17 protein-coding genes are annotated in these 19,406 nt (G+C 70.2%); 11 read left to right on the top strand and 6 right to left on the bottom strand.

The features are described from left to right. Nucleotides 1-84: 84 nt before the first annotated feature. From ACTVZO_RS18460 to ACTVZO_RS18410, 11 genes are all read left to right on the top strand, one after another. Nucleotides 85-1,494, top strand: a complete 1,410-nt coding sequence (locus ACTVZO_RS18460; RefSeq protein WP_443299430.1) for an MFS transporter — start codon at nucleotides 85-87, stop codon at nucleotides 1,492-1,494. A gap of 168 nt (nucleotides 1,495-1,662) precedes the next feature. Continuing rightward, a complete protein-coding gene (locus ACTVZO_RS18455; protein WP_443299429.1) occupies nucleotides 1,663-2,967 on the top strand; it encodes an anaerobic C4-dicarboxylate transporter family protein in 1,305 nt (434 codons plus the stop codon). Between the two features lie 207 nt (nucleotides 2,968-3,174). Then, complete coding sequence (gene pflB, locus ACTVZO_RS18450; protein ID WP_443299428.1) at nucleotides 3,175-5,445, top strand: formate C-acetyltransferase; 2,271 nt, start codon at nucleotides 3,175-3,177, stop codon at nucleotides 5,443-5,445. Between the two features lie 105 nt (nucleotides 5,446-5,550). Beyond that, the gene (gene pflA / locus ACTVZO_RS18445) at nucleotides 5,551-6,378 is read left to right on the top strand and encodes a pyruvate formate-lyase-activating protein (protein WP_443299427.1); all 828 of its coding nucleotides are present in this window, start codon (nucleotides 5,551-5,553) and stop codon (nucleotides 6,376-6,378) included. A 68-nt stretch (nucleotides 6,379-6,446) separates the two neighbouring features. Then, complete coding sequence (locus tag ACTVZO_RS18440; protein WP_443299426.1) at nucleotides 6,447-7,544, top strand: MFS transporter; 1,098 nt, start codon at nucleotides 6,447-6,449, stop codon at nucleotides 7,542-7,544. Further along, nucleotides 7,541-9,871, top strand: a complete 2,331-nt coding sequence (locus ACTVZO_RS18435) for a molybdopterin oxidoreductase family protein (RefSeq protein ID WP_443299425.1) — start codon at nucleotides 7,541-7,543, stop codon at nucleotides 9,869-9,871. Before ACTVZO_RS18440 ends, ACTVZO_RS18435 begins: the two co-directional genes overlap by 4 nt. A gap of 6 nt (nucleotides 9,872-9,877) precedes the next feature. Continuing rightward, nucleotides 9,878-10,477 (top strand): 4Fe-4S dicluster domain-containing protein, encoded by a 600-nt coding sequence (locus ACTVZO_RS18430; protein ID WP_443299424.1) that lies wholly within the window; start codon nucleotides 9,878-9,880, stop codon nucleotides 10,475-10,477. After that, nucleotides 10,474-11,133: a ubiquinol-cytochrome c reductase iron-sulfur subunit gene (locus ACTVZO_RS18425; RefSeq protein WP_443299423.1), complete on the top strand. Its 660-nt coding sequence runs from the start codon at nucleotides 10,474-10,476 to the stop codon at nucleotides 11,131-11,133. Before ACTVZO_RS18430 ends, ACTVZO_RS18425 begins: the two co-directional genes overlap by 4 nt. Continuing rightward, nucleotides 11,130-11,498, top strand: a complete 369-nt coding sequence (locus tag ACTVZO_RS18420; RefSeq protein ID WP_382641896.1) for a hypothetical protein — start codon at nucleotides 11,130-11,132, stop codon at nucleotides 11,496-11,498. The genes ACTVZO_RS18425 and ACTVZO_RS18420 overlap by 4 nt, the downstream gene beginning before the upstream one ends. A 2-nt stretch (nucleotides 11,499-11,500) precedes the next feature. Continuing rightward, a complete protein-coding gene (locus ACTVZO_RS18415) occupies nucleotides 11,501-12,928 on the top strand; it encodes a NarK family nitrate/nitrite MFS transporter (RefSeq protein ID WP_443299422.1) in 1,428 nt (475 codons plus the stop codon). A gap of 37 nt (nucleotides 12,929-12,965) precedes the next feature. Then, entirely contained in the window at nucleotides 12,966-13,178 is a 213-nt protein-coding gene (locus ACTVZO_RS18410) for a hypothetical protein (RefSeq protein WP_443299421.1), read from the top strand. A 31-nt stretch (nucleotides 13,179-13,209) separates the two neighbouring features. On the opposite strand, the gene mscL is transcribed toward ACTVZO_RS18410, so the two are convergent. The 6 genes from mscL to ACTVZO_RS18380 form a co-directional block, all read right to left on the bottom strand. After that, the gene (gene mscL, locus ACTVZO_RS18405) at nucleotides 13,210-13,728 is read right to left on the bottom strand and encodes a large conductance mechanosensitive channel protein MscL (protein ID WP_443299420.1); all 519 of its coding nucleotides are present in this window, start codon (nucleotides 13,726-13,728) and stop codon (nucleotides 13,210-13,212) included. Between the two features lie 105 nt (nucleotides 13,729-13,833). Further along, complete coding sequence (locus ACTVZO_RS18400; protein WP_443299419.1) at nucleotides 13,834-14,448, bottom strand: hypothetical protein; 615 nt, start codon at nucleotides 14,446-14,448, stop codon at nucleotides 13,834-13,836. Nucleotides 14,449-14,703: 255 nt separating this feature from the next. Then, nucleotides 14,704-15,537 carry an S-methyl-5'-thioadenosine phosphorylase gene (locus ACTVZO_RS18395; protein ID WP_443299418.1) on the bottom strand — a complete coding sequence of 278 codons (834 nt, stop codon included), beginning with the start codon at nucleotides 15,535-15,537 and terminating at the stop codon, nucleotides 14,704-14,706. A 78-nt stretch (nucleotides 15,538-15,615) separates the two neighbouring features. Further along, nucleotides 15,616-15,921 (bottom strand): FmdB family zinc ribbon protein, encoded by a 306-nt coding sequence (locus tag ACTVZO_RS18390; protein WP_443299417.1) that lies wholly within the window; start codon nucleotides 15,919-15,921, stop codon nucleotides 15,616-15,618. A gap of 67 nt (nucleotides 15,922-15,988) precedes the next feature. Further along, a complete protein-coding gene (locus tag ACTVZO_RS18385; RefSeq protein WP_443299416.1) occupies nucleotides 15,989-17,389 on the bottom strand; it encodes an MFS transporter in 1,401 nt (466 codons plus the stop codon). A 394-nt stretch (nucleotides 17,390-17,783) separates the two neighbouring features. After that, complete coding sequence (locus ACTVZO_RS18380; protein WP_443299415.1) at nucleotides 17,784-19,319, bottom strand: potassium/proton antiporter; 1,536 nt, start codon at nucleotides 19,317-19,319, stop codon at nucleotides 17,784-17,786. Between the last annotated feature and the right edge of the window lie 87 nt (nucleotides 19,320-19,406).

Here is a 19,406-nt window from a genome sequence, read left to right as displayed (position 1 = left end):
CAGTGCGTTCTCCTCTGCCGCGAGGCACCCCCGGACACGGAATCTGGATAGGCAAGGACACCCCTCGACCTCTGAGGACACGACATGAGTTCCGCCACGAAGGACGCGGTGAGGCCGCAGCTCGCCGATCCGGCGCAATACCGTCCCGGCCGCACCATCACCGAATGGACGCCGGAGGACCCCTCCTTCTGGCAGTCCACGGGGAAGAAGGTCGCGACCCGCAACCTGTGGATCGCGGTGCCCGCCCTGCTGGTGGCCTTCGTGGTCTGGCAGGTGTGGAGCATCACGGCGACCAACCTGAAGGACGTCGGCTTCGGCTTCTCGCAGTCCCAGCTGTTCTGGCTGACGGCGGTCCCCGGCATCACCGGCGGCAGCGCGCGCATCGTCTACACCTTCATCGGCCCGATGATCGGGCAGCGGCGCTTCACGGCCATCTCCACGGTCGTGCTGATCGTGCCGCTGCTGTGGCTGGGCTTCGCGGTGCAGAACCCGGACACCCCCTACGGCACGATGATCGCGATCGCGGCGCTGTGCGGTATCGGCGGCGCGAACTTCTCCTCCTCCCTGGCCAACATCGGCTTCTTCTACCCGAAGGGGGAGAAGGGCAACGCGACGGGCATCAACGGCGGCCTGGGCAACCTGGGCGTGTCGGTGGTCCAGCTGCTGACCCCGATCCTGATCACCTCGTCGGTCCTGGCGATCGGCGCGGGCCAGAAGAAGGCGGACGGCTCGGAGATCTACCTCCAGAACGCGGCCTTCGTCTGGGTGCCGGTGCTGATCGTGCTCGCCGCGGTGGCCTGGTTCGGCCAGAACGACCTGAAGGTGGCCTCCACCCCCTTCAGCCAGCAGAAGATCATCTTCAAGCGCAAGCACAACTGGCTGATGACCTGGCTCTACGTCGGCACCTTCGGCTCCTTCATCGGTTTCGCGGCGGCGCTGCCGCTGCTGATCAAGACCACCTTCCCCGCCTACTCGGTGGCCACCTACGCCTGGATGGGCCCGGCGCTGGGCGCGCTGGCCCGCTGGGCGGGCGGCTGGATCGCCGACAAGCTGGGCGGCGCCCGGGTGACGATCCTGTCCTTCGTGGGCATGGCCGCGTCCATCATCGGCGTGATCACCTTCCTGCCGGCCGGCTCCGATTCCGGTTCCTTCTACGGCTTCTTCTTCTGCTTCCTGTCGGCCTTCTTCTTCTCGGGCATCGGCAACGGCTCGACCTTCCGGCAGATCCCGGTGATCTTCCGGAGCCAGCACCTGAAGGGGCTGACCGAGGGCACCCCGCAGTACGCGGCCGCGCTGAAGCAGGCCGAGATCGAGTCGGGCGCGGTCACCGGCTTCACGGCCGCGATCGCCGCCTACGGGTTCTTCTTCATCCCGGCGATGTTCGCCAACTTCGCGGTGACGAGCGCGATGTGGGGCTTCGTGGGCTTCTACGCCTCCTGTGTGGTCGTGGCCTGGTGGTTCTACGCCCGCAAGGGCGCCGAAGCACCGAGCTAGGCCCCGCGCTCACCCCCCGCCCCGGCCCCTCCCACGGGTCCGGGGCGGAGCCCCGAGGCGGTGGCGCGGACGGGTCCGCACCCGCACACCCGACTCCCGCACACCAGACCCCCGCACACCCGACCCCCGCACACCCGACACCCACGGAAGGCCACGCCAGTGCTCGGCATGTTTCTGCAGCTCGGGGTCATGGTGGCGGCCATCTGGCTCGGGTCGCGGAAGGGCGGCGTCGCCATGGGGCTCTGGGGCGCCGTCGGGGTGTTCGTGCTCGCGACGTTCTTCGGGGTGTCTCCCGCCGACACCTCGGGCATCGTGGACGTCATGCTGATCATCCTCGCGGTGATCATGGCGGCCGCGGCCATGGAGGCGGCGGGCGGGATCGACTACCTGGTCGGGCTCGCCGAGCGGGCCATCCGCCGCAACCCCCGCCGGGTGGTCTTCGTCGCGCCCCTCGTCGCCTGGGCCTTCACCCTGGGCGCCGGCACCGCGCACGTCTTCTACCCGCTGCTGCCCGTCATCCACGACGTGGCCCGCGAGGGCGGGGTCCGGCCCGAGCGGCCTATCGCGGTGGCCTCCATCGCCGCCACCTTCGGGATCACCGCCTCACCCGTCTCCGCCGCCATGGCCGCCATGATCGTGATGTTCGACGGCGACGGCTGGAACCTCCCCCGGATCATGGCGGTCGCCGTCCCCGCCACCCTCCTCGGCGTGCTGGTCGCGGCCACCGTCCAGTCCAGGGTCGGCAAGGAGCTCGACCGGGACCCCGAGTACCTGCGCCGGCTCGCCGCCGGGGAGATCGAGGCCCCCGCCCCGGCCGAAGCCGCCGCGCCGCCCGGGCCGCGGGCGCGCTGGTCGGCGTACCTCTTCCTCGGGGGGACCGTCGCCGTGGTCGTCAGCGGTCTGTTCCCCGCGCTGCGCCCCGGTACGGGCAAGGGGCCGCTCTCCATGCCCGCCACCATCGAGATCCTGATGATGGCGGTGGCCGCGCTGATCCTGCTGCTGTGCAAGGTCGACGCCAAGCGCGTGCCGGGCACGGACGTGGCCAAGTCCGGTCTGGTCGCGGTGATCGGCGTCTTCGGGCTGTCGTGGCTGGGGCTGTCCTTCATCGGGGCCAACGAGGCGCGGATCACCGGCGCCCTCGGCGGGGTCGCACACGACCACCCGTGGTTCTTCGCCATCATGCTGCTGCTCCTCTCCGCGCTGCTGTTCAGCCAGGCCACCACCACGAAGGCCCTGATGCCGCTCGGCCTCGCCCTGGGCATACCGGCACCGTTCCTCATCGCGATGTGGCCCGCCGTGAACGGCTACTTCCTCTTGCCGACCTACGGGACCTTCATTGCAGCGATCAACTTCGACCGGACCGGTACCACCCGCGTCGGCCGGTTCGTCGTCAACCACTCCTTCATGCTGCCCGGCCTGGTCACGACGTGCGTCGCGGTATCCACAGGCTTCGCTCTGATTCGTATCGTCTGATTTTTCGAGAAACTTGTGAAAGTTTTCACAAGCGCACGATGGACTTTCGGTCCATGTGAAACCCCAGGTCAGGGGCGGCCCGGGCGTTGGGTCGCCGGAGACTGCGGGACCTTCGGGCGTCAGCTCGGGACCAATGCGGCGCCAAATGATCGATCAAAAGGCGTGCAATAGAGACAAGCAATGAGGCGATGGAAGAAGGTGCGGGCGATGACTGCCACCCCTGCGGAGACCACGAAGATCGGCGAGGCCTGGGAGGGCTTCAAGGGCGGCCTGTGGCGTGACGCCATCGACGTCCGCGACTTCATCCAGCAGAACTACACGCCGTACGAGGGCGACGACACCTTCCTCGCCGGCCCCACCGAGCGCACCGCGGCCGTGTGGAAGGCGATCACGGACAAGTTCCCGGAGGAGCGCGAGAAGGGCGTCTACGACGTCGCGTACGACATCCCGTCCTCGATCACCGCGCACGCGCCCGGCTACATCGACCGCGACAAGGACCTGATCGTCGGCCTCCAGACCGACGCCCCCCTCAAGCGCGCGATCATGCCGTACGGCGGCTGGCGCATGGTCGCCGGCGCCCTGGAGACCTACGGCTACCCGGTCTCCGAGGAGCTGGAGAAGGTCTTCACCGACTACCGCAAGACCCACAACGCCGGTGTGTTCGACGCCTACACCCCCGAGATCCGCGCCGCCCGCAAGGCCGGCATCGTGACCGGTCTGCCGGACGCCTACGGCCGCGGCCGCATCATCGGCGACTACCGCCGCGTGGCCCTGTACGGCGTGGACCGCCTCATCTCCTTCAAGAAGGAGGAGAAGGAGGGCCTGAACTCCCTCCCCGCGGGCCACCGGACGCTGGAGGAGACGATCCGCCTGCGCGAGGAGCTCGCCGAGCAGATCCGCGCCCTCGCCGAACTCAAGGCGATGGCGGCCTCCTACGGCTACGACATCTCCGGCCCGGCGACGACCGGCCGCGAGGCCATCCAGTGGCTGTACTTCGCCTACCTGGCCGCCGTGAAGGAGCAGAACGGCGCGGCCATGTCGCTGGGCCGCACCTCCACCTTCGTCGACGTCTACCTCCAGCGCGACATCGAGGCCGGACTCCTCACGGAGGAGCAGGCGCAGGAGCTGGTCGACGACTTCATCATCAAGCTCCGCATCGTCCGCTTCCTGCGCACCCCCGACTACGACGAGCTCTTCTCCGGCGACCCGACCTGGGTCACCGAGTCGATCGCCGGCATGGGCGAGGACGGCCGTCCGCTGGTCACCCGGACCTCCTTCCGGTACCTCCAGACCCTCTACAACCTCGGCCCGGCCCCCGAGCCGAACATGACCGTCTTCTGGTCGCCGCAGCTGCCGCAGGGCTTCAAGGAGTTCTGCGCGCGCGTCTCGATCGACACCTCCTCGGTGCAGTACGAGTCCGACGAGCTGATGCGTCCGCGCTTCGGTGACGACACCGCCATCGCGTGCTGCGTCTCTGCGATGCCGGTCGGCAAGCAGATGCAGTTCTTCGGCGCCCGCGTGAACCTCGCCAAGACCCTCCTCTACGCGATCAACGGCGGCCGCGACGAGAAGTCCGGCGCCCAGGTCGGCCCCGAGACCGGCGCGCTCACCTCCGAGGTGCTGGACTACGACCAGGTCATGGCCAAGTTCGACGAGCAGATGGAATGGCTCGCCGCCACCTACGTGCACGCCCTGAACGTCATCCACTACATGCACGACCGGTACGCCTACGAGCGCATCGAGATGGCGCTGCACGACCGCGACGTGCGCCGCACCATGGCCTGCGGCATCGCCGGCCTGTCGGTCGCCGCCGACTCGCTGTCCGCCATCAAGCACGCCGAGGTCACCGCGGTGCGCGACGAGACGGGCCTGGCCACCGACTACCGCGTGGAGGGCGACTACCCGGCCTACGGCAACAACGACGACCGCGTCGACGACATCGCCGTGTGGCTCGTCGAGGAGTTCATGAAGAAGGTGCGCAAGCACGAGACGTACCGGGGTGCCGAGCACACCCAGTCCGTGCTGACGATCACCTCGAACGTCGTCTACGGCAAGAAGACCGGCAACACCCCGGACGGACGCCGCGCGGGCGAGCCGTTCTCGCCGGGCGCCAACCCGATGAACGGCCGAGACACCCACGGCTACGTCACCTCGGCGCTGTCGGTCGCGAAGCTTCCGTACGAGGACGCCGAGGACGGCATCTCGCTGACCAACACCGTCACCCCCGACGGCCTGGGCCGCACCCCCGAGGAGCGGATCAAGAACCTGGCGGGCGTGCTCGACGGCTACATGGCCAGCGACGGCTTCCACATGAACGTCAACGTGCTCAACCGCGACACGCTCATGGACGCCATGGAGCACCCGGAGAACTACCCGCAGCTGACCATCCGGGTCAGCGGTTACGCGGTGAACTTCGTCCGCCTCACGCGCGACCAGCAGCTCGACGTGCTGAACCGCACCTTCCACGGCTCCCTCTAGGAACCGTCACAGGCCGCGCGGCCCCGGGGCCGGGCCCTCACCCCGGCCCCGGGCCGCGCGATCCAACGGACACCAGATCAGCAGATCCGAACTGGAGCACCTGCCATGACCGTCCTCTTCGGTACGAGCCTCCCCGTCGGCCCCGACGCGGCGGTCGCCGTCAGCGCCGGCCAGACCCCGGCAGCCGCGGCGACCCAGCGGCCGAGCGAGGGCTCGGTGCACTCCTGGGACCTGTCGACCGGGGTGGACGGTCCGGGCACCCGCTTCGTCACCTTCCTCTCCGGCTGCCCCCTGACCTGCCTGTACTGCCACAACCCCGACACGTGGAAGATGCGCAACGGCAAGCGGACCTCGGCCGACGACGTGATCGCCGAAGCCGCCAAGTACCGCACCTTCATCGCCGCGTCCGGCGGCGGGGCCACCGTCTCGGGAGGGGAGCCGCTGCTCCAGCCCGTCTTCGCGGGCGAGCTGCTGCACCGGCTGAAGCACGAGCTGGGGCTGCACACCGCCCTGGACACCTCGGGCTTCCTCGGCGTACGGGCCACCGACGCGCTGCTGCGCGACACCGACCTGGTCCTGCTCGACATCAAGTCCTGGGACCGGGAGACGTACAAGAAGGTCACCGGGCGGCCGTTGCAGCCCACCCTGGACTTCGCGCGCCGCCTCGCGGACCTCGGCAAAGAGGTGCACCTGCGCTTCGTCCTGGTTCCCGGGCTCACCGACGCGCGGGAGAACATCGAGGGGGTCGCCGCGTTCGCCGGCGGCCTCGGCAACGTCTCGCGGGTCGACGTCCTGCCCTTCCACAAGCTGGGCGAGGGCAAGTGGCAGGCCCTGGACATGAACTTCACCCTCCGCGACACGCCCTCGCCCGGAGCCGAGCAGGTGGCCGAGGCCAAGGCGATCTTCGCAGCCAGGGGCCTGACCGCCGTCTGAACCCGTTCGGCCCAACCAGGGCCATGGCATAACGGGCTGAATCGGCACATACCGCCTAGCGTGGTGCTGTGTCCGAGCCCACAGAAGTACTCGCCGCAGCCCCGCCACCGCCGGAGCCACCCGAGACCCCGCCGCCGGCCGGCAGATCCGTCACCGCGCGGGCCACCCTGGCCGGCACCGTCGTCTCGCTCCTGCTCATCGCCGCGATCGTGCTGGGCAGCCGGCTGCTGCGCGACTTCGACTCGGCGCTGCTGCCGTACGCGGTCGCGACCGTGTTCCTGGCCTTCGGCGTGGCCTACCGGTACACCGTCTGGGTCTCCGCACCCGGCGCGCGCCGCCTCTTCAAGAAGGGCTTCGGCAGCTTCTTCTCGGCCGCCAACTTCCGCAAGGCACCCACCGCCCTGCCGAAGATGATCGCCACCTACCTCGGCTTCCAGAAGTTCCTCGGCGCCCGCTCGCGCGCCCGCTGGGCCGCCCACCAGCTCATCTTCTGGGGTTGCATCCTGGCCGCGCTCATCACCTTCCCGCTTACCTGGGGCTGGTTCACCTTCACCTCGGACAGCGGCTCCGGCCCCGGATACGAGATGCGGATCTGGGGCTTCAAGGTGCTCGGCTTCGACTCGCTGAACATCCTGGGCTGGCTGATGTTCCACGGCCTGGACGTCGCGGCGGTCCTGGTCATCCCCGGGGCCTCGTACTTCCTGTGGCGGCGGATGAAGGACCGCGGGGCCATCACCGGCCAGCGCTTCGCCTACGACCTGCTGCCGCTGATCTGCCTGATCGTGATCTCCGTGACCGGGCTGCTGCTGACCTTCTCGTCGATCTTCCTGCACGGCGGCGGCTACGAGTTCCTCGCCATCCTGCACATGGTGTCGGTGGTGTTCACCCTCATCTACATCCCGTTCGGGAAGTTCTTCCACATCGTCCAGCGGCCGGCCGCCGTCGGCATGCAGCTGTTCAAGTACACGGCCCGCCAGGAGGACCAGGTCTTCGCCTGCAAGCGCTGCGGGGAGCCCATCGACACCACCCCGTACGTGGAGAACCTGCGCGGCACCATGCAGGACCTGAAGCTCGACTTCAACGCCTTCGTCGAATACTGCCCGCGCTGCAAGCGGATGCTGCGCGGCAACGCCTATCTGACCCACGTCAAGAAGGGCTTCAAGTGACCGCGACCGACCCCGCCAAGGCCGCGTCGCGGTCCGTCCCCGTCTCCATCGACCCCTCCATCGCCCCGCCCGGCACCCGCAACTTCCGCGACGCGGGCGGCATCCCCGCGGACCAGTGGCACGCCGACCAGAACGGCGAGACCCTCGTCCCCACCCACTGCTGCTTCTGCGGCGTGCAGTGCGGGATGTACCTGCGCGTGGACAAGGGCGGCAAGGTCTTCGGCGTGGAGCCGCGCAACCACGACATCAACCGGATGCGGCTGTGCCCCAAGGGCATCAACGCCTACCAGCAGGTCAACCACCCCGACCGGCTGACCGCCCCGCTGATGCGCCGCTCGCGGGACGAGGAGTTCAAGGAAACCTCCTGGGAGGAGGCCCTCGACTTCACCGTCTCCGAGGTCCGGCGGATCCAGCAGGCCCACGGCAACGACGCCTTCGGCCTGCTCGGCGGCGCCAGCCTGTACTCCGAGAAGACCTACCTGGTCGGCAAGTTCGGCCGGGTCGCCCTCAAGACCCGGCACGTCGACTACAACGGCCGGCTGTGCATGGTCAGCGCCGCGGGCGCCAACAAGCTGGCCTTCGGGATCGACCGGGCCGCCAACCCGTTCTCCGACATCCTCCTCACCGACTGCCTGCTGATCGCCGGGTCGAACGTGGGGGAGTGCTTCCCCGTGATGACCCAGTACGTCTGGGGCGCCCGCGACCGGGGCGCCTCGCTGATCGTGGTCGACCCGCGCGAGACCGCCATCGCCCGCACCGCCGACGTGCACGTCGCCCTCAAGCCCGGCACCGACTCGGCCTTCTTCAACGCCGTGCTCCACGTGATCGTCGCCGAGGGCCTGACCGACGACGCCTACCTCGCCGCCCACACCACCGGCTGGGAGGAGGTCAAGCGAACGGTCGCCGCCTACCCGCCCTCCCGTTCCGCCGCGATCTGCGGGGTCCCCGCCGAGCAGATCGTCCAGGTGGCCCGGATGTTCGGCGGCGCCGGCAAGGCGATGGCCTTCCACGCGCGCGGCATCGAGCACCACTCGCAGGGCGTGGAGAACTGCCTGTCCGTCATCAACCTGTGCGTGGCCACCGGAAACCTCGGCAGGCCCGGAGCCGGCTACGGCACCATCACCGGCCAGGGCAACGGCCAGGGCGGCCGAGAGCACGGCCAGAAGGCCGACCTGTTGCCCGGTGGCCGCTCCATCCTGAACGAGGAGCACCGCCGGCAGATCTGCCGGATCTGGGGCATCGAGGAGTCCGAACTCCCGCCCGCCGGGACCTCCATGATGGAGATGGTCTGGCAGATGCAGCGGCGCGAGATCCGCGGTCTGATCGGCATCTGCAACAACCCCTTCGTGTCGCTGCCCAACTACGCGACGGTCAAGGAGGGCTACGACGCCCTGGAGTTCCACGCACAGTTCGACTTCTTCCTCTCCGAGACCGCGACCAACGCGCACGTGGTCTTCCCGGTCACCGTCTGGGCCGAGGACGAAGGCGTCATGGCCAACACCGAGGCCCGCGTCGTCAAGCACAACAAGGCGCAGGAGCCGCCCGCCGGGGTGCGCACCGACACCTGGGTGATGTGCGAACTCGCCAGACGCCTCGGCGCCGGGGACAAGTTCGACTTCGCGGGCTCCCGCGAGGTGTTCGAGGAGCTGCGCGTCGCCTCGGCCGGCACCGTCAACGACTACTACGGCATCACCTACGAACGCCTGGAGGAGACCGGCGGGATCATGTGGCCCTGCCCCTCCACCGACCACCCGGGCACCCCCCGGCTGTTCGAGGGCGGCAAGACCTTCCACCCCGACGGCAAGATCCACATGCAGGTCGTCGAGTGGCACGCGCCGATGGACCCCTACACCGAGGAGTTCCCGCTCTCCCTCACCACCGGCCGCACCGTCGCGCACTTCCTCTCCGGCAACCAGACCCGGCGCCTGGGCGCCCTCGTCGAACAGACGCCGCGCCCCTGGGTGGAGGTCCACCCCTCGCACGGCTTCAAGAACGGCGACCCGGTCCGGGTGGTCACCCGCCGCGGCAGCGAGGTCTTCCCGGCCCTGGTCACCGAGGCCATCCGCCCCGACACCGTCTTCATCCCGTACCACTGGCCCGTCCCGACGGCCGCCAACGCCCTGACCATGGACGCCCTCGACCCCCGCTCGAAGATCCCCGAGTACAAGGTCTGCGCGGCGCGGGTCGAGTCGGCCGAGCGGATCGACGAGGTCCCCGCGCCGCCCACCGCCCCCGGCCGCGAGGCCTATCCGGAGACCCAGGTCTCCCGCACCGACCCCCTGCCCCCCACGTCCCCGCAGGGCCGTGGCACGGCGGAGAGGAGCTGATCCGCCATGATGGGCCGTACGATCTTCATCGATCCGGGCCGCTGCATCGGGTGTCAGGCTTGTGTCTCGGCCTGCCGCGAATGCGACTCCCACCGCGGAAAGTCGATGATCCACCTCGACTACACCGACCCCGGCATGTCCGTCGCCTCCCTCCCGACCGTCTGCATGCACTGCGAGGACCCCGTCGCCCCCTGCGCCGAGGTCTGCCCCGCCGACGCGATCCTGGTGACCGCCGACGGCGTGGTCCAGCAGGCCGACACCACCCGCTGCATCGGCTGCGCCAACTGCGTCAACGCCTGCCCCTTCGGCGTCCCGAAGATCGACCTCCAGGCGAAGCTGCAGATGAAGTGCAACCTCTGCTACGACCGGACCGCCTACGGACTGGCCCCCATGTGCGCCACCGTGTGCCCCACCGGGGCCCTGTTCTACGGAACCCTCGAGGAGCTCCAGGCCGAGCGCCCCGGAGTCCAGGTCGCCGACTCCTTCGCCTTCGGAGACGTGATGGTCAGTACCGGCGTGGCGATGGTCGTGCCCGCCGACAAGGTCCAGTGGCCGGTCCCGGGCGGCCTGCCCGTGGTCGAGGTGAACGGAGTGGACGTCCGATGAGCGTCACCGAACAGCCGGCTCCCGCACCCGGCCAGGATCCCGACGGCGATGCCGCCGCGGAGCAGCTCCGCGACCGCATCAGCGCCGACTCCCTGACCACCCGACGCGACTACCTGCGGATCGTCGCCACCGTCTCCGGCGGCCTGGCCGTCGGCGGTGTCGGCGTGGCCGCCGGCATGCTGCACCGGCACGGCGACAGCGAGAAGCTGCCCGAGGCCAAGCTGGTCGCCGCCCAGCTGGCGCCCGGCCAGTCCGTCGCCTTCCGCTTCCCCGGGGAAGAGGACCGCGCGCTGGCCGTACGGCTGGCCGACGGCAGCCTCGTCGGCTACTCCGCCGTCTGCACCCACCTGGCCTGCGCCGTGCTCTGGCGCGAGGACCGGGGGGCCGACGGGGAGCTGTACTGCCCTTGCCACGAGGGCGTCTTCGACGTCCGCACCGGCGAGGTGACCGCGGGCCCGCCGCCGCGCCCGCTCCCCATGGTCTTCCTGACCGAGCAGGCCGACGGCAGTGTCTGGGCCATCGCCACCGCCCGGTCGGGCGAGTCGGCCAAGGACGCCCTGTGCCGGCAGTTCGGCGATTCCCGCCCCGAGACGACCCGCAGGCTGGGCTGCCCCGGAGCGGATCGCGCCGCCTCCGACGAAAGCCGACGGACGTGAGCGACGCACCACTGCCTCCGCGCCCCGACTACCGGCCGGGAAGCGCCCAGCCCCGGCTGAACCGGCCGGTCCACGAGCGGTATCCGCAGATCCGCTCCACCAGCGGCTACGGGGACCCGCGGATCCGGCACACGGGCCCCGGCCCGGGCGCCGGCACCGAGCAGGAGCCGGAGCGGTCCTCGAAGCTCAACGCCCGTCTGGCCCTCGCCCTGACCGTGGTCATCGGACAGCTCTGGGCGCTGACCGTGACCGTCAACGAGTGGATGAAGGGCAACACCGGAACGGCCTGGTGGGGTGCGGGCTTCCTGATCCTGTCCTTCCTCGTCGTGATCGCGCTGTGGCTCCTCGACCCGAAGGACCGATGACCATGTCGATACCCACGCCCACCCCGTCCACGGTGTCCTCGGACCGAGCGGAGAGCTACAAGCCCGGCGCCACCATCGGCGACTGGCGGCCCGAGGACGACGGCTTCTGGCAGTCCACCGGCCGCAGGGTCGCCCAGCGCAACCTCTGGGTCTCGATCCCCGCGCTGATGCTCGGCTTCGTGGTCTGGCAGGTCTGGTCGGTCACCGTGGTCAAGCTCAACGACGTCGGCTTCGGCTTCTCCAGATCGCAGCTGTTCTGGCTCACCGCCATCCCCGGCATCACCGGCGGTACCTTCCGGATCCTGTACACCTTCATCGGGCCGATCTTCGGCGAGCGGAAGTTCACCGCCGTCAGCACCTTCATCCTGGTCGCGCCGATGCTGTGGCTGGGCTTCGCGCTCCAGGACACCGGCACCCCGTACTGGGAACTGGCGCTGATCGCGGCGGTCTGCGGGATCGGCGGTGCCAACTTCGCCTCCTCGATGGCCAACATCGGCTTCTTCTTCCCCAAGCGGGAGAAGGGCAGCGCCAACGGCCTCAACGGCGGGCTCGGCAACCTGGGCGTGAGCGTGGTCCAGCTGGTCGCCCCGCTGGTGGTCACGGCCGCCGTACTCGGTGCCCCGGCCGGCGGCCCCCAGCACGATGCCAAGGCGAACACCGACATCTGGCTGCAGAACGGCGCCTTCCTGTGGGTGCCGCTGCTCGTCATCATGGCGCTGCTCGCCTGGTTCATGATGAACGACCTGAAGGTGGCCGCCGCCCCGTTCAGCCAGCAGAAGATCATCTTCAAGCGCAAGCACAACTGGCTGATGACCTGGCTCTACGTCGGCACCTTCGGGTCCTTCATCGGCTTCGCCGCGGGCCTGCCCCTGCTGATCAAGAACAACTTCGAGGCGCAGGGCTACCAGGCCACCACCTATGCCTGGATCGGCCCGTTCGTCGGCGCGCTCATGCGCTGGGCCGGCGGCTGGCTCTCCGACAAGATGGGCGGCGCCAGGGTCACCATGCTGTCCTTCGTCGGGATGGCGGCCGCGCTGGTGGTGGTGATCTTCGCGCTTCCGCACAGCGGGGACCAGGGCAGCTTCTGGGCCTTCTTCATCGGCTTCCTGGTGGCCTTCGCCTTCTCCGGCCTCGGCAACGGCTCGACCTTCCGGCAGATCCCGGTGATCTTCCGGGACCAGCACATGCGGGAAGCCGAGGGCAAGGGCCCCGAGGCGCAGGCCGCCGCGCTGAAGCAGTCCGAGATGGAGGCGGGTGCCGTCACCGGCTTCTCCTCCGCCATCGCCGCCTACGGCTTCTTCTTCATCCCCGCGATGTTCGCCGCCATGGCGGTCACGCACGCGCTGTGGCTGTTCATCGGCTTCTACGCCACCTGCCTGGTGGTGTGCTGGTGGTTCTACGCCCGCAAGGGCGCCGAAGCCCCCAGCTGAGCGGGGCCGCCCCCGGGGGCGGCCGTACTCTGGAGGCATGAGCACCCCAGCCGCCCCCGGCCCGCAGCACGGGTCCGCCGTGCCGCCGAAACCCGAGCCGAAGCCCAAGCCCCGGCTCGTCTTCGACGACCCGCTGGACCAGCAGTCCTCGGACGACACCGACCGGGGCTGGGGCGAGCGGCCGCCCGCCGGCGGAAGCACGGCCGACCTGGCCCGCTTCCTCGACGAGAAGCCCCCGCACCACATCTGAGCCGCCCGGGCGGCCCGCCCGGACCGCGCGGCTAGAACGCGTCGCGCGACCCCGGTGCCCCGGTGCCGCCGCCGTTGGCCCCGCGCTGCGCGACCAGGGCGTCCCGGATCTCCTTGAGGACCTCCAGCTCCGTGATCTCCATGGTCTCCTTGACGCCCTCCTTGGCCTTGCGGCGCGCCTCCACCTTGGCGAGGTACTTCGCCATCGGCAGCACCATCAGGAAGTACACGACGGCCGCGGTGATCAGGAAGGTCAGCGCGGCGTTGAGCACCGAGCCCCAGAGGATCTCGACGCCCGTGGGCTGACCGCCCGCGTCGACGCCGCAGGGGGCCTTCAGACACGACTTGTAGACGTCGAGGTTCTTGGTCCCGATGGCTCCCACCAGCGGGCTGATGATTCCCTTGACGATGGAGTTCACGATGTTCGTGAACGCGGCACCGATGACCACGGCGACCGCGAGGTCGACCACGTTGCCGCGCATCAGGAAGGCCTTGAAGCCCGCCAGGATGCTCTCCTTCTTCTTCTCGCTCACCACTGAGCCCTTCTTCATATCTGCCGAACACGGAGTCAACGGTTCCGAAAACTACGGCAGTCCGGGCGCGATGTGTCCAATCGACCCCCACCTCGAGGTGACTTGACCGACCGCGTGTGCGAATCAACACAGCGTCACCGCCAGTCGGGCCGTCGCACCCGCGCCCACGAGGGCCCGCGCGGTGTCCCGGGGAACGGACAGCACCACCAGCGCCCCGCCCTCCCCGACACCCGGATCGGGACCGGGCACTTCGGTGACCCGGGCGCCCGCAGCCACCACCCTCGGAGGTCCGGCGCGCTCCGCCGCGACCACGTCGACCCGGTCGCCGCGCCGCAGCAGCCGCACCGTCCCCGCGTCGGCGATGCGCACCGGAGCCGACACCATCGGCACGGGTGCGGGCGGGGCGGCCCGGGGGGAGGCCCGTACCTCCGGTGGGGCGGCCGACCGCGAGGCCTGCGCCTCCGTCCCGCCCACGGCCAGTGCCGCCGCCGCGACGGCCAGCCCGGCCGCGACGGCCCGCCGCCTGCGCCGCAGGGCCCGGCGCAGCCGGTCGCCGCCCCGCCCGACCCGCAGCGGCGGGAACGGGGGCACGGGGCGCGCCGGGGGACACGGGGACGAGCACGGGACCGCGGGCGCGGGCGCGGGAACGGGAACCCCGGAACCGCGTACGGGAGCCGCGGCGGAAGGGGAAACGGGCGCGCACGAGAGGGCCGAAGAGCGCGCGGGCGTACGGGACATGAGGGCCACCACCAGTCGGAGTGAGTCGCTGTGTCCGGACCCGTCGCCCGGACACAGCCCACGATCCGGCCTCCCGCCGGATCCCGCTCCGGCCTGTGGACGGTCCCCAGCCTGTGGACAACCCCGTCACCCGAAGGTGTCAGTCCGCCCTCGTACGGCGGCTACGCAGCTACCGCGGCTACGCAGCTACGGAAGCCACGGCCGCAACCGCGGCCACGGCGCAACCACGGCCACGGCATCATCACGGCCACGGCGCTACGGCAGCTCGATGCCCAGGTCCCAGCCGTCGTGGGCGTGCGTGCACAGGCAGGCGCGCGACTCCGTGGCCGGGAGCGCGGCCACCGCGTCGAAGAGGACCTCGCGCAGCCGGCCGACGTTCTCGCCGAACACCCGCAGGACCTCCGTGTGGGACACGCCCTCGCCGGTCTCGGCGCCGGCGTCCAGGTCCGTCACCAGGGCCATCGACGTGTAGCAGAGCCCCAGCTCCCGGGCGAGCACGGCCTCCGGGTGGCCCGTCATGCCGACGACCGACCAGCCCGCCGCCGCGTGCCAGCGCGATTCGGCGCGCGTCGAGAACCGCGGCCCCTCGATGACGACCATGGTGCCGCCGTCCACCGGCTCCCACTCCCGCCCCCGCGCCGCCGCCAGGGCGACCGAGCGCCCCACCGGGCAGTACGGGTCCGCGAAGGTGGTGTGCACGACGTTCGGCACGCTGCCGTCGGGCAGCGGCTCCCCGTCGAAGAAGGTCTGCGCCCGGGACTTCGTACGGTCGACCAGCTGGTCGGGGACGAGCAGCGTGCCCGGACCGTACTCGGTGCGCAGGCCGCCGACCGCGCACGGGCCCAGCACCTGGCGGACGCCGACCGACCGCAGCGCCCACAGGTTCGCCCGGTAGTTGATCTTGTGTGGCGGGACGGTGTGGCTGCGACCGTGCCGGGGCAGGAAGGCCACCTGCCGGCCTCCCAGCTCACCCACGTACAGGGAGTCGCTCGGGGGACCGTACGGGGTCTCCACCTGGATCTCGGAGACGTCCTCCAGGAAGGAGTAGAAGCCCGAACCGCCGATGACACCGATCTCTGCGTTCACCATGCGGCCCACCCTAACCGGGCATGCGGAAGGCCCCGCTGCCCGGTGGGCGGCGGGGCCTCGCGACGTATGGACGCGCGGTCAGGCGGCCGAGGTGGAGCTGCTGCCCGTGCTCGACGACGTCGAGGAGGACGAAGCGGCGGGCGCGGCGGCCGTGGACGTCGACGAGGTCGAGGCCGGCTTCGAGGCAGGCGTGCTGCTCGACGAAGAGCCACGGCTGTCGTTCCGGTAGAAACCGGAGCCCTTGAAGACGATGCCGACCGCGGAGAACACCTTCTTCAGGCGTCCGTCACAGTTCGGGCATACGGTCAGTGCGTCATCGGTGAACTTCTGCACGGCCTCAAGGCCCTCACCGCATTCGGTGCACTGGTACTGGTAGGTCGGCACGAATTTCCTCCTGGCACTCTGACTCAATGAGTGCTAACGACGCTCCATGGTGACGTATTCCGGCGGATCAGTCCACCGTCACCGGCACGCGGTGACCCATCCCACGCTCGTTCACCCGGTTACGGGAGGCCACCGGTGCGGCCTGCGAGGTGGCCTGCGAGGTGGCCGATGCGGTGGCGGGCGCGGTGGCGGGCGAGGTGGCCGGAGCCGACGAGTTCACGATCCGGCTCGGAGCCTTCGGCGCCAGCTTCGCGCGCAGGGCCAGCAGGGTGACCAGGGCCAGCGCGGTGGCGGCCATCGGCACCAGGAAGCCGTACGAGGACCCGTGGGCGTCCGTCAGACGGCCGGCCAGGGTCACGGCGACGGCCTGCCCGAAGGCGACCGCGCCGGTCAGCCAGGTGAAGGCCTCGGTGCGCGAGGCGGCCGGGATCAACTGCTCGATCATCGTGTAGCCGGTGATCAGCGCCGGGGCGATGCACAGACCGACGACGAGGCCGAGCGCGCCCAGCAGGACCGCCGAGTTCGCGGCCCACAGGACCGAGGCGGCGGCGGTGAGGCCGATGTAGCCCAGGATCAGGCGGCGGCGCGGGCCGATCTTCCAGGCGATGGCGCCCATGGCGATGCCGGCGACCATGTTGCCCGCGGCGAAGACGCCGTAGAGCAGGCCGTTGGCGCCCGGGTTGCCGATCTCGTTGGAGAAGGCGGCGAGCGAGACCTGCATGCCGCCGAAGACGGCGCCGATCCCGAGGAAGGCGACGATCAGGACGCGCAGGCCCGGGAAGGACAGGGCGGAGGCGTGCTGCTCGCCGTTCGCGGGGCGGCCGGCCGGCTTGGGCTGCGTGGCGCGCTGCGCGGCGAAGACGAGGCCGCCGACGAGCGTCAGGGTGGCCTCGGTGATCAGGCCCGCCGAGGGGTGGACCTGGGTGCACAGGAAGGTCGCGAGGACGGGGCCGACGACGAAGGTGAACTCGTCGGTGACGGACTCGAACGCGGCCGCGGTCGGCAGCAGCGGGGAGCCCTCGAGCTTGGCGGCCCAGCGGGCGCGGACCATGGGGCCGGCCTGCGGGACGGAGGCGCCGGTCGGGATCGCGGCCAGCACCAGCGCCCACAGCGGGGCGCCGAGGAGCGCGAGGGCGGCCAGCGCGCCCACGGAGGCGGTGTGCGTGAGGGCGGCCGGGACCAGGACGGCGCTCTGGCCGAACCGGTCGGTGAACTTGCCCATCAGCGGGGCGAACACGGCCATGGACACGCCGGTCACGGCGGTCACGATGCCGGCGCTGCCGTAGGAGCCGGTGGTGTGCTGGACGAGCAGGAGGATGCTGACGGTGAGCATCCCGAAGGGGAGCCGGGCGGCGAAACCGGGAAGTACGAAGCCCAGGGCACCGGGGGTGCGCAGGAGCTGCCCGTAGCCGGGGCGGGCGGACGTGGTGGACGTGGCGGATGTTCCGGTCGTGACCGCGGATGTCACGGCCTTGCCTTTCCGCTGCCTGGTAGAGCGTCCCCGTCTGCGGACGGTGCGTCGCCTTGTGAGCGACCGCACCCGTACATGTGGGAGCCCCGAGAGCTGTCCTCTTGCGCAGAACCGAGTGATACCTGGGCGCCCACTGCGGGAGGGAGCCACGGCCGCTTTGCGGTCGCGCCAGCTCTGCGTCAGGCAGAGTTGGTTCGATCTGTTGTGCCTTCATCGTACAGGGGAAGCCACTACCACGCCCTGTGATTGCGGCGACAAGGCGTGTCTTCACCTGCGATTAACGGGAGCTTCGCCTTGTTAAGCCCACCGAAACAAGGGCAAACCGGGTCATATATCACGGAAATCGGCCGAATTAGAACGCCGCTCTAAAGTCCGGCTCCATCGGGACGCGTCAGCCGCGCGAGCCCGCGGACCCGTTTCCGCCCGTCCCCAGCCACCCGGCCAGCTTGCCGCCGCGGGCCACCGCGCGCAGCCGAGCCTCGGCCGCGTCGCGCACCGGGTCCGTGGCCACCACCAGCAGCTCGTCCCCGCGCCGCAGCACGGTCGACGGCAGCGGTACGAAGCTCTTGCCCTCGCGGACCACCAGGGTGACCGAGGCCCCCGGCGGCAGCCTCAGCTCGCTCACCTCGACGCCGTGCATCCGCGAGGCCGCCGGGATCGCGAAGGACAGCAGGTGCCCGCGCAGCTTCTCCAGCGGCGCCGACTCGATCCCGAGGTCGGAGGCGTTCTGGTCGGTGGCGCCGAGCTCCAGCTTGCGCGCCAGCCAGGGCAGGGTCGGTCCCTGCACCAGGGTGTAGACGACGACGAGCACGAAGACGATGTTGAAGACCCGGTCGCTGCCCTCGATCCCGGACACCATCGGGATGGTCGCCAGGATGATGGGCACGGCTCCGCGCAGCCCCGCCCAGGACATCAGGGCCTGCTCCCGCCACGGGATGCGGAAGGGCAGCAGGCTGACGAAGACCTCCAGCGGCCGCGCGACCATCGTGAGGACGAGCCCGATGATCACGGCGGGCCAGAAGTCGTTCACCAGCTCGTGCGGGGTGACCAGCAGTCCGAGCAGGACGAACATGCCGATCTGGGCGATCCAGCCGAGTCCGTCGGCGAACCCCCGGGTGGCAGGCCAGTGCGGGAGCTTGGCGTTGCCGAGCACCATCGCGGCCAGGTAGACGGCGAGGAAGCCGGAGCCGTGCGCCATCGCGCCGGCCGCGTACGCCGTCACCGCGATGGCCATCACGGCGATCGGGTAGAGGCCGGAGGCGGGCAGGGCCACGTGCCGCAGCCCGTACGAGCCCAGGAAGCCCACGGTCAGGCCGATCGCGGCGCCGATGACCAGCTCCAGGGCGATCTTGCCGAGCAGGACGTACCAGTCGTCGATCGGGCCGACGGTGGCGAAGGCCACGACCAGGATGACGACGGGCGCGTCGTTGAAGCCGGACTCCGCCTCCAGCACGCCCGTGATCCGGGAGGGGAGCGGGACCTTGCGCAGGACGGAGAAGACGGCCGCCGCGTCGGTCGAGGACACGACCGCGCCGATCAGGAGGGCCTGGCGCCATTCCAGGCCGACCAGGTAGTGCGCGCCGGCGGCCGTGATGCCCACGCTGACCGCGACGCCCACCAGCGACAGCACGATCGCGGCCGGCAGGGCCGGTCTGATCTCTTTCCACTTGGTGCCCAGACCGCCCTCGGCGAGGATCACGACGAGCGCGGCATACCCGATGACCTGCGTCAGCTCGGCGTTGTCGAATACGACGTTGCCGATGCCGTCCTGGCCTATCGCGATGCCTATGCCGAGGTAGATGAGCAGGCTGGGGAGGCCGCTGCGTGAAGAGATGCGCACCGCCGCGACGGCGATGAGCAGCACGAGCGAGCAGACCAGCAGAAGCTCATTGAGCGTGTGGACAGTCAGCGGGCGACCCTTCCTCAAAGCGCGCGGAGGATCCGGTGGACCGTTCCTCCAGCGGCAGGTTCGGCAAGTAGTTCGTTACCTTACCTAATCTTTGACGTTCCCTTT

This window comes from Streptomyces sp. IBSNAI002 (assembly GCF_052244475.1).
In the GTDB taxonomy this organism is placed as follows: Bacteria; Actinomycetota; Actinomycetes; order Streptomycetales; family Streptomycetaceae; genus Streptomyces.
This window is presented reverse-complemented; position numbering and strand designations above follow the sequence as displayed.